This window comes from Variovorax sp. 01T439_2 (genome assembly GCF_056398445.1).
Genome location: NZ_JBFTPJ010000103.1, coordinates 1 through 9,682 on the forward strand (window position 1 = coordinate 1; position 9,682 = coordinate 9,682).

The window sequence follows — 9,682 nt, forward strand, 5'->3', positions numbered from 1 at the left end:
TGCCCGGGCGGCGCTGCAGCTCGGCCTCGAGCGCTGCCCGGGCGGCGCTGCAGCTCGGCCTCGAGCGCGGCCACGCGGGCCTGCAGCGCGGCGTGCTCGGCGGCCGAGGGCACGCCCAGCTTTTCGAGCGCGCGCGCCACGCGCTCTTCGAAGATGTTCTCGAGCTTGCCCCATTGGCCCGCGGCCTTGGTGCCGAACTCGTTCGCAAAGCCGGCCATGCGCGTCTGCGCCTGCGCAAGGGTCTCTTCGGCAGCCTGCTGGGTCTTCTTCTGCAGGCCGGCGCCGTCCTTCACCAGCGCCTCGAAGGCCTTGCTGCCTTCCTGCTGCATCTTGGCGAAGGCGCCAAGCCCGGCCAGCCAGATCTGCTGGGCCGAGTCCTTGATGCGGTCGGAGCCCTTGTTGCCGTCGTCGTCCTGGGTAGCCATGGTGCGAAATGTTCCTGTGAAACCAACGAGCGACTCTAGCCGCTCGGCCCGCTCGTTTTTAGAGCTTTGTATCTATGGCCAGGGGCTAAACCGTGGCTCCCGCGGCGCGGCTGGCGTCCAAATGGGTTTTCGCCCGTTCGGCCAGCGCCATTTCGCCCGGCGTGCCCGGCACATAGGGCTGCACCGGCAGCGGCCGGCCGTGCGAATCGACCGAGACGAAGACGATCAGGCACTCGGTGGTCTTGTCCATGGTGCCGCCCTTCATGTCGCCGCTGCGCACCTCGACCGAGATGTTCATGCTGGTGGTGCCGGTGTAGGCCAGCCGGGCCTCGACCTCGACCAGGTCGCCGATCATGATCGGATGGTGAAAGCGGATGCTGCCGATGAACGCCGTCACGCAGTAGCGCTTGGCCCAGCTGGTCGCGCAGGCGTAGCCGGCCTCGTCGATCCATTTCATGACGGTGCCGCCGTGGACCTTTCCGCCGAAGTTGACGGTGCTGGGCTCGGCCAGGAATCGAAGGGTGATGGAGGACATGCGCCGCCTTTTTGTGTGGGCCGTGGATGGGGTTCCGATTATGCGAGCGAGCGCCCACCGCGGTGCGCGCCGCCGGTCGGCGCGGCACGCACGCTCAGCCGCCGCCGCCGAACAGCTCCGCCAGCGTGCGCCGCAGCCAGGCGTTGCCGGCGTCCGCATGGAAGCGCTCGTGCCAGTGCTGCTTGACGGCGTAGGCCGGCAGCTCGAAGGGCGGCTCCAGCAGCTTCACCGGCTCCTGCGTGGCCAGCACCTTGCCGAGGATGCTGGGCACGATCACGATCAGCTCGGTGTGCGCCACGATGCGCGCCACGCTCAGGAAGCTCGACAGGCTGGCCACCACGTTGCGCCGGAGCCCCAGCCGCGCGATGGTCTTGTCGACGATGGCGTGGCCGGTGCCCGACGAGGCCACCACCGCATGCGCCTCGCTCTCGAAGCGCTTGCGCGTGAGCCGCTCGCCGATGCGCGGATGGTTGCGCGCGGCCAGGCAGACGAAGTTCTGCATGAAGAGCGTCTGCTGGTAGAAGCCCGCGTCCAGCTGCGGCATGAAGCCCACCGCCAGGTCCACCGCGCCGTCCTCGAGCCGGCGTCCGCTCTCGGTGGAGATGATCTCGGTCTCGATGCGCACGCCGGGCGCGGTGCGCCGCAGGTGGTCGAGCAGGCCGGGCAGCAGCACCACCTCGCTGATGTCGGTCATGCAGATGCGGAAGCTGCGCGCCGCGCTCGCGGGCTCGAAGCTCGCGCGCCCGCCCTTGGCCCGGTTGAGCCGGTCGAGGATGTCGAGCACCAGCGGCTGGATCTGCCGCGCATAGGGCGTGGGCTCCATGCCGCGCGAGGTGCGCACGAACAGCTTGTCGCCGAAATGCGTGCGCAGCCGCGCCAGCGCGGTGCTGGCCGCCGACTGCGAAAGGCCGAGCCGCTCGGCCGCGCTCGACACGTTGGCCGTCTTGTAGACCTCGTCGAACACCAGCAGCCATTCGAGATCGAGCTGGGCCATGGAACATCTCCTTTGCAGCGACCACTATCAAGAAACAAGATCGGGCCTATCGCCACGGCCCCATTGCGCCAATAGTAGTGCCGGCGGAAGATCAGCGTTCCCCCGGAGACAACCGCCGCACGACGGCCGGAACCGCTGCCCATGAACCCCACCGCCCAGAAACCCGCCGCCCCGGCGCCCGCCAATGCCGCGGAACGCCGCGGCTATTACGAGCGCATCCGCCCGCTGCACCTCACGCCGCTGTGGGAGTCGCTGCATGCGCTGGTGCCGCGCGAGCCCGCCACGCCCTGCGTGCCGGCGCTCTGGCGCTACGACGAGATCCGCCCGCTGCTGATGGAATCGGCCGCGCTCATCACCGCCGAGGAAGCGGTGCGCCGCGTGCTCGTGCTCGAGAACCCGGCGCTGCCCGGCAACTCGTCGATCACGCAGTCGATCTACGCGGGCCTGCAGCTCATCATGCCGGGCGAGGTGGCGCCCTCGCACCGCCACGTGCAGTCGGCGCTGCGCTTCATCGTCGACGGCAAGGGCGCCTACACCACGGTGGGCGGCGAGCGCACCACCATGTACCCGGGCGACTTCATCATCACGCCGTCCTGGGCCTGGCACGACCACGGCAACGRGGGCGTCGGCGGCACCGTGGAGCCGGTGGTCTGGCTCGACGGGCTCGACATTCCGATGCTGCGCTTCTTCGACGCCGGCTTTGCCGAGAACGACGACGCCAAGGTGCAGCACGTGGCGCGCCCGGAGGGCAACAGCCTCGCGCGCTTCGGCCACAACATGGTGCCGGTGCGCCACGACCACGCATCGCCCACCTCGCCGATCTTCAACTACCCCTATGCCCGCAGCCGCGAGGCGCTGGCCCTGCTGCAGAAGCAGGAAGCGCCCGATGCCTGGCTGGGCCACAAGCTGCGCTACATCAACCCGCTGACGGGCGGCGCGCCGATGCCCACCATCGGCACCCAGCTGCAGCTGCTGCCCCGGGGCTTCGCGGGCAAGGCGCACCGCGCCACCGACGGCACCGTCTACAGCGTGGTCGAAGGCCGCGGCATCGCCGAGATCGCGGGCCAGCGCTTCGAGTTCGGCCCGCGCGACACCTTCGTGGTGCCTTCGTGGGCGCCGCTGCGCCTTTCGGCGCCCGGCGAGGAGGTGGTGCTCTTCAGCTTTTCGGACCGTCCCGTGCAGCAGGCCATGGGCATCCTGCGCGAAGCCTTTCTCGACGAAGACGCCTGAAAACCGTCCGCATTTTTTCTTTCTTTCTTTCTTCTCTTGTTGTCTTGACCCTGTGCCGCCGCGCGCGGCAGGAGCCCACATGTCCTTCGTCTTCACGCCTCCTTCCATCGTCGGCCTGCCCATTGCGGGCTCGAGCGAGCTGTTCCCGGTGCGCCGGGTCTACTGCGTGGGCCGCAACTACGCGGCGCATGCGCGCGAGATGGGCTTCGATCCCGACCGCGAGCCGCCGTTCTTCTTCTGCAAGCCCAATGACGACGCCTCGGTGGTGCCGGTGGCCGAAGGCGAGACCGGCGCCATTCCCTATCCGCCGCTCACGAGCAACTACCACTACGAAGCCGAGCTCGTGGTGGCCATCGGCAAGGGCGGCAAGGACATTGCGGTGGAGCAGGCGGCCAGCCACATCCACAGCTACGCCGTGGGCCTGGACATGACGCGGCGCGACCTGCAGATGAAGATGCGCGAAGCCGGCCGGCCGTGGGAAATCGGCAAGGCCTTCGATTTCTCGGCGCCCATCGCACCGTTGCGCACGCTGGCCGAGGTGGGCGAGATCAACGCCGGCGCCATCCGGCTCGAGGTCGACGGCCAGGTGCGCCAGAACAGCGACATCACGCACCTGATCTGGTCGGTCAACGAAGTGATCGCCAATCTCTCGACGCTCTTCACGCTGCAGCCCGGCGACCTGATCTTCACCGGCACGCCCGAAGGCGTGGGCGCGGTAAAGCCCGGCCAGACGCTCAAGGTGAGCATCGACAAGCTGCCTTCGCTCACCGTGCGAATCGACTGAGCAGGCGCAGCGCAGAGGCCCCGCGATGAGCACATCTCTCCCGAAGAATCCCCCCACCGTGCTGCTCGTCGGCGGCGGCATCGGCGGCATGGCGGCCGCGCTGGCGCTTGCGCGGCTCGGCGTTTCCATCGACCTGCTCGAGCAGAGCGCCACCATCGGCGAGATCGGCGCCGGCCTGCAGCTCGGCCCCAACGCCTTCGCGGCGCTCGATGCGCTCGGCGTGGGCGAGGCGGTGCGCCGCAGCTCGGTCTTCACCGACCGGCTCGTGATGATGGATGCGGTCGACTGCGGCGAGGTGGCCTCGGTGCCCGTGGGCGAAGCCTTCCGCGCGCGCTTCAAGAACCCCTATGCGGTGAGCCACCGCGCCGACCTGCACGGCGCCATCCACGAGGCCGTGAAGCGGCATCCGCTGATCCGCTTCCACACCTCGGCGCAGGTCGAGTCGCTCGACATCGGCGCAGGCGGCGCGAAGGGCGTGGTCGTCACCACGCGCGACGGCCGGCACTTCAAGGCCGATGCGATCGTGGGCTGCGACGGCGTCAAGTCCGTGGTGCGCGCCAGGCTCGTGGGCGACGAGGCGCGCGTCTCGGGCCACGTGGTGTACCGCGCGGTGGTGCCGGTGGCCGACATGCCGGCCGACCTGCGCTGGAATGCGCCCGTGGTCTGGGCCGGCCCCAATTGCCACCTGGTGCACTACCCGCTGCGCCATGGCGAGCAATACAACCTCGTCGTCACCTTCCACAGCCGCGAGCAGGAAGAGTGGGGCGTTTCCGAGGGCAGCAAGGAAGAAGTGCTGTCCTACTTCGAGGGCGTGCATGCGCGCCCGCGCCAGCTGCTCGACCGGCCCAGCTCGTGGCGGCGCTGGAGCACGGCCGACCGCGATCCGGTGGCGCGCTGGAGCGACGGCCCGGCCACGCTGCTGGGCGACGCCGCGCATCCGATGATGCAGTACCTCGCGCAGGGCGCCTGCATGGCGCTGGAGGACGCGGTCACGCTGGGCGCCGCGGTGCAGGCCTGCGATTTCGACATGCCGGCCGCCTTCAAGCTCTACGAGGCCGCGCGCATTCCGCGCACCGCCCGCGTGGTGCTGTCGGTGCGCGAGATGGGCCGGCTCTATCACGCCAAGGGCGTGGAGCGGCTGGTGCGCAACAGCCTCTGGGTGGGCCGCACGCCCGAACGCTTCTACGATGCGGTCGAGTGGCTCTATGCCTGGCGGCCCGAGCATTGCCTGGACGACGCGCCGCAGCCGCTGCTGCGCTCCGCCGCGGTGCCCGGCGCCGAGGCGGCGGCCGTGCTTTCGCCGCACTGAGCGGACGGGTTTCTTTCATCATCACTATTCGAGGCCGCAGGCCCAGGAGACAACATGACTTTTTCACCACGCGCATTGCGGGCGGGCATCCTGGCCCTGGCGTCGCTGGCCGCCGCCACCGGCGCCCTGGCGCAGGCCGGCGACTATCCGAACAAGCCGGTCACGCTGGTCACGCCCTTCGCGGCCGGCAGCGGGCCCGACGCGGTGCTGCGGCTGGTGTCCGACAAGCTCTCGCGGCTGTGGAACCAGCGCGTGCTGATCGACAACCGGCCGGGCGGCGGCGGCTTCATCGCGATCGACCAGGCGCGCCGCGCGGCGCCCGACGGCTACACGCTGCTGCAGCTGGACAGCGAGCACATCGCGGCGCTGCCGCACCTGTACAAGTCGCGCAACTTCGTGACGCTGCAGCACTTCGACCCCGTGGCCTCGCTGTTCCGCACGCCCTTCTTCGTGGCGGTGTCGAGCGAGTCGAAGTGGAAGAACATGAGCGACCTGATCGCGGCCGCCAAGGCCAGCCCCGACGCCATCGTCTACGGCTCCTGGGGCGTGGGCAGCCCGGGCCACCTGGGCGCGCAGCAGCTGGAGGCGCTCACCGGCATCCGCATGCGGCACGCGCCGTTCCGCGAGGTGTCGCAGCTGTTCTCCAACGTGGGCACGGGCGAAGTGCCATGGAGCTTTGCCAGCATTCCGTCGAGCCAGGGCATCTACAAGGCCGGCAAGCTGCGCTACCTGGCCATTGCCGCGCCCAGGCGCATTCCGCAGATGCCCGACGTGCCGACCATGGCCGAGGCGGGCGGRCCGGCTTCGCTGGAGGTCAACTCCTTTGTCTCGCTGCTCGCGCCCAAGGGCGTGCCGGCGGCGGTCAAGGCCAAGATCAACGCCGACGTGGCCAAGGTCATTGCCGACCCCGAGATCCGCGCGCGCTTCGACACCTTCGCCTTCGAGCCGCTGGCCTGGTCGCCCGAGGAGATCGAGCGCAACGCCGAGGCCAAGTCCAAGGTCTATGGCGAGCTGGTGCGCCGCGGCAACATCAGCCTCGACTAGCGGCCCTCATTACCATTACGTTTTTTCACATTTCCTTTTCACTTTCCATGCACGCCACCAAGAGAGCCCTCCTGATCGCCTGCGGCCTGGCCGCCGCCGCCGCGCTGCCGCTCGCGGCCAGCGCACAGAGCAATGCCTGGCCGACCAAGCCCATCCGCCTGCTCGTGGGTTTTCCGGGCGGCTCCACGCCCGACATCGCCGCCCGCACCATCGCCGAGCCGCTCGCCAAGGCGCTCGGCCAGCCGGTGGTGGTGGACAACAAGCCCGGCGCCTCGGGCAACATCGCCGCCGACATGGTGGCCAAGGCCACCGACGACCACACGCTGGGCATCGTGATCAACGGCAATCTCACCTCGTCGAAGATGCTGTATCCGCGGCTGCCCTATGACCCGGCCAAGGATTTCACCTACCTCTCGCTGATTGCCACGGCCCCGCTGGTGCTGGTGGCGCAGAACAACCTGCCCTCGGGCACCGCCTTCTTCGACGCGGCGCGCAAGGGCGGCGACAAGTGGAACTACGGCTCGGTGGGCGTGGGCTCGGTCGGGCACCTGGGCATGGAACTGCTCAAGAGCCGCGTGGCCGGCTTCAACCCCGAGCACGTGCCCTACCAGGGCAACCCGCAGGTCGTGACCGCGATGCTCGGCGACCAGGTGCAGATGGGCCTCATCCCGCCGGGCGTGGCCATGCCGCAGGTGCGCGCCGGCAAGCTCAAGGCGATCGGCCTCACGGGCGGCCGCAGCGCGCTGGTGCCCGAGCTGCCGCCGCTGGCCGACGCCGGCGTGCGCGACTTCAACCTCGAGGTGTGGGTGGCGCTGCTCGGCCCGGCCAACCTCTCGAAGACCGCGCAGGCGCGCATCAGCCGCGAGATCGAAGTCATCATGAAGCAGCCCGAAGTGCGCCAGAAGCTCTTCGACCAGGGCTGGCAGGCGGTGGGCACCTCGCCCGACGGCATGCGCCTGCGCGTGAAGGAAGAGGCGGCGATCATGACCCGCATCATCTCGGCCCGCGGCATCAAGATCCAGTGATGGCTGCCGTCCAGCACAAGACCCTGAGCGAACCGGCGCGCGAGCTGCCGGTGTTCGGCGAATACGACGTGGTGGTGGTCGGCGGCGGCCCCGCCGGCATTGCCGCCGCCGTGAGCGCGGCGCGCCATGGCGCCAACACCTTGCTGGTGGAGCGCTACGGCTTCCTCGGCGGCATGGGCACCGCGGGCGGGGTGACCAACTTCGCGGGCCTCTACGGCAAGCGCAACGGCGAGATGACGCTGCTGGTGCGCGGCGTGGCCGACGACCTGCTCGCGCGCATCGATGCGCTGGGCGGCCTCAACACGCCGCAGGACGGCATGCAGGGCCGCATCCGCGTGCGCTCCTACGACACCTCGGCCTACAAGATCGCGGCCGACCAGCTGCTGCTCGACGCGGGCGTGAAGCTGCTGTTCCACGCCTGGGCCGCCGCGGTGGTGCGCGAGGGCGAGCGCATCGCGGCGCTGGTGGTCGAGACCAAGTCGGGCCGGCAGGCGATCCGCGCCAACGCTTTTGTCGATGCCAGCGGCGACGCCGACGTGGCGGCCTTTGCGGGCGTGCCCTTCGAAGTGGGCGACGGCCACGGCAGCGGCCTGTTCCCGACCACCATGTTCCGCGTCGGCCAGGTCGATGCGCAGCCGGCACTCGCGGCCGTCGGCGAATTCAAGGCCATCAACGACCTGATGGCGCAGGTGCAGGCACAGAAGCCTGGCGCCTACCGGTTTCCGCGCGAAGGCGCGATCCTGCGGCCCAACATCGACCCGCGCGAGTGGCGCGCCAACGTCACGCAGATCCGCAATGCGGCCGGCCGCGCGATGAACGGCGTCGATGCGCGCGAACTCACCGAAGGCGAGCTCGAAGGCCGGCGTCAGATTGCCGAGTACTTCAGGTTCATGAAGGCCGAGGTGCCGGGCTTCGCGCACTCGGCCATCGTCGAGATCGCGCCGCAGGTCGGCATCCGCGAAACGCGCCGCATCGAAGGCCTCTATGCGCTCACGGGCGAGGACATCCTGTCGTCGGCCAGCTTCGACGACAGCATCGGCATCAACGCCTGGCCCATGGAGATGCATGCCGACGGCCGCATCGAATGGGCCTTTCCGCGCGACGAGAGCCGCACCTACAACCAGCTGCCCTGGCGCATGCTGGTGCCGCGCACCGTCGACAACCTGCTGGTGGCCGGCCGCTGCGCTGCCATGACGCACGAAGGCCAGTCGGCCGCGCGCGCGAGCGGTGGCTGCTTCGTGATGGGGCAGGCGGCAGGCACGGCCGCGGCTTCGCTGGGTGCCAGCGCGAAGTTCGCCGAGGTCGACGTGCCGGCGCTCCAGAAGAAGCTGGCCGCCGACGGCGCCGATCTCGACCGCTGAGCCGCCGGCGAAGCACTGACCGCCCCGCGACAGCCCGCGGGCGCGGCCTTTGCTATGGTCTGGGATTGCTTCCTTCGCATTGACGCTCTTCCTCCTCCGATGACCACCGATCCCGCCACCGCCGCCCGCCTTGTCGCCGAACTCGTCGCGCTCATGCAGCTCGAGCCGCTCGGAGGCGACAAATTCCTGGCCCAGAGCGAAGACATCGGCACGCCCGCCGTGTTCGGCGGCCAGGTGCTCGGCCAGTCGCTCGCGGCCGCGAGCCTCACGGTGGGCGCCGACCGGCCTGTGCATTCGATGCACGCCTACTTCCTGCTGCCGGGCGAGCATGCGCCCATCGAATACAGCGTGGACCGCGTGCGCGACGGCCGCAGCTTCACCACGCGGCACGTGGTGGCGCGCCAGCAGGAGCGCATCATCTTCGAGATGTCGGCCTCGTTCCAGACGGTGGACGACGGCGTCGAGCACCAGTTCGCCATGCCCGCAGTGGAGGGCCCCGAGGGCCTCGCGAGCGAACTCGACCAGCGCCTCGCGCTCGGCGATCGCCTGCCCGAACGCTGGCGCATCAAGGGCCTGGAGCCGCACGGCATCGAATACCGCGGCGTCGAGGCCGACGACCTGCTGGCGCCGGCGGTGCGCTCGTCCGAAAGCGCGATCTGGATGCGCGCCATCGCGCCGCTGCCGGACGACCCGGTGGTGCACCGCGCGCTGCTGGCCTACGCCTCCGACCACGGCCTGCTGCGCGCCGCGATGCTGCCGCACGGCCTGAGCTTCATGAGCGGCCAGGTGCGCCCCGCGAGCCTCGACCACGCGATGTGGTTCCACCGCGATTTCCGCATGGACGACTGGCTGCTCTACGTGCTCGATTCACCAAGCGCCAGCGGCGCGCGCGGCCTGTGCCGCGGCAGCCTGTTCACGCGCGACGGGCGGCTGGTGGCTTCTACGGCACAAGAGGGGATGCTGCGCGTGAGGCGC

General features: G+C 69.8%; 10 protein-coding genes. 7 read left to right on the forward strand and 3 right to left on the reverse strand.

The features are described from left to right. The 3 genes from AC1DOC_RS07380 to AC1DOC_RS07390 all read right to left on the reverse strand — a co-directional run. Positions 1–425: phasin family protein (locus AC1DOC_RS07380; protein WP_478129602.1), on the reverse strand; the 425-nt coding region annotated here is incomplete at its 3' end. Positions 426–510: 85 nt separating this feature from the next. Continuing rightward, on the reverse strand, positions 511–960 hold the full coding sequence (locus AC1DOC_RS07385) for an acyl-CoA thioesterase (protein WP_436034926.1): 450 nt from the start codon (positions 958–960) through the stop codon (positions 511–513). Between the two features lie 94 nt (positions 961–1,054). Then, positions 1,055–1,954 (reverse strand): LysR family transcriptional regulator, encoded by a 900-nt coding sequence (locus tag AC1DOC_RS07390; RefSeq protein WP_369664037.1) that lies wholly within the window; start codon positions 1,952–1,954, stop codon positions 1,055–1,057. A 141-nt stretch (positions 1,955–2,095) separates the two neighbouring features. On the opposite strand from AC1DOC_RS07390, the gene gtdA reads away from it, so the two are divergent. The 7 genes from gtdA to AC1DOC_RS07425 form a co-directional block, all read left to right on the forward strand. Further along, positions 2,096–3,184 carry a gentisate 1,2-dioxygenase gene (gene gtdA / locus AC1DOC_RS07395; RefSeq protein ID WP_478129603.1) on the forward strand — a complete coding sequence of 363 codons (1,089 nt, stop codon included), beginning with the start codon at positions 2,096–2,098 and terminating at the stop codon, positions 3,182–3,184. 79 nt (positions 3,185–3,263) lie between these two features. After that, the gene (locus AC1DOC_RS07400) at positions 3,264–3,968 is read left to right on the forward strand and encodes a fumarylacetoacetate hydrolase family protein (protein ID WP_436298726.1); all 705 of its coding nucleotides are present in this window, start codon (positions 3,264–3,266) and stop codon (positions 3,966–3,968) included. Positions 3,969–3,993: 25 nt separating this feature from the next. Further along, a complete protein-coding gene (locus AC1DOC_RS07405) occupies positions 3,994–5,277 on the forward strand; it encodes a 3-hydroxybenzoate 6-monooxygenase (RefSeq protein ID WP_478081852.1) in 1,284 nt (427 codons plus the stop codon). A 54-nt stretch (positions 5,278–5,331) separates the two neighbouring features. Continuing rightward, complete coding sequence (locus AC1DOC_RS07410) at positions 5,332–6,321, forward strand: Bug family tripartite tricarboxylate transporter substrate binding protein (protein ID WP_478081854.1); 990 nt, start codon at positions 5,332–5,334, stop codon at positions 6,319–6,321. A 47-nt stretch (positions 6,322–6,368) separates the two neighbouring features. Beyond that, positions 6,369–7,346: a Bug family tripartite tricarboxylate transporter substrate binding protein gene (locus AC1DOC_RS07415; protein ID WP_012745520.1), complete on the forward strand. Its 978-nt coding sequence runs from the start codon at positions 6,369–6,371 to the stop codon at positions 7,344–7,346. After that, positions 7,346–8,707, forward strand: a complete 1,362-nt coding sequence (locus tag AC1DOC_RS07420; RefSeq protein ID WP_478080619.1) for an FAD-dependent oxidoreductase — start codon at positions 7,346–7,348, stop codon at positions 8,705–8,707. The genes AC1DOC_RS07415 and AC1DOC_RS07420 overlap by 1 nt, the downstream gene beginning before the upstream one ends. A 99-nt stretch (positions 8,708–8,806) precedes the next feature. Further along, positions 8,807–9,682, forward strand: an 876-nt coding sequence (locus tag AC1DOC_RS07425) for an acyl-CoA thioesterase (protein ID WP_478084417.1), incomplete at its 3' end; no start/stop codon positions are given.

What these genes read in the sequence shown, in the direction of transcription:
- AC1DOC_RS07385 (WP_436034926.1), bottom strand. Translation starts at nt 960, where the DNA reads ATGTCCTCCATCACCCTTCGATTCCTGGCCGAGCCCAGCACCGTCAAC.
- AC1DOC_RS07405 (WP_478081852.1), top strand. Translation starts at nt 3,994, where the DNA reads ATGAGCACATCTCTCCCGAAGAATCCCCCCACCGTGCTGCTCGTCGGC.
- AC1DOC_RS07415 (WP_012745520.1), top strand. Translation starts at nt 6,369, where the DNA reads ATGCACGCCACCAAGAGAGCCCTCCTGATCGCCTGCGGCCTGGCCGCC.
- AC1DOC_RS07400 (WP_436298726.1), top strand. Translation starts at nt 3,264, where the DNA reads ATGTCCTTCGTCTTCACGCCTCCTTCCATCGTCGGCCTGCCCATTGCG.
- AC1DOC_RS07390 (WP_369664037.1), bottom strand. Translation starts at nt 1,954, where the DNA reads ATGGCCCAGCTCGATCTCGAATGGCTGCTGGTGTTCGACGAGGTCTAC.
- AC1DOC_RS07420 (WP_478080619.1), top strand. Translation starts at nt 7,346, where the DNA reads ATGGCTGCCGTCCAGCACAAGACCCTGAGCGAACCGGCGCGCGAGCTG.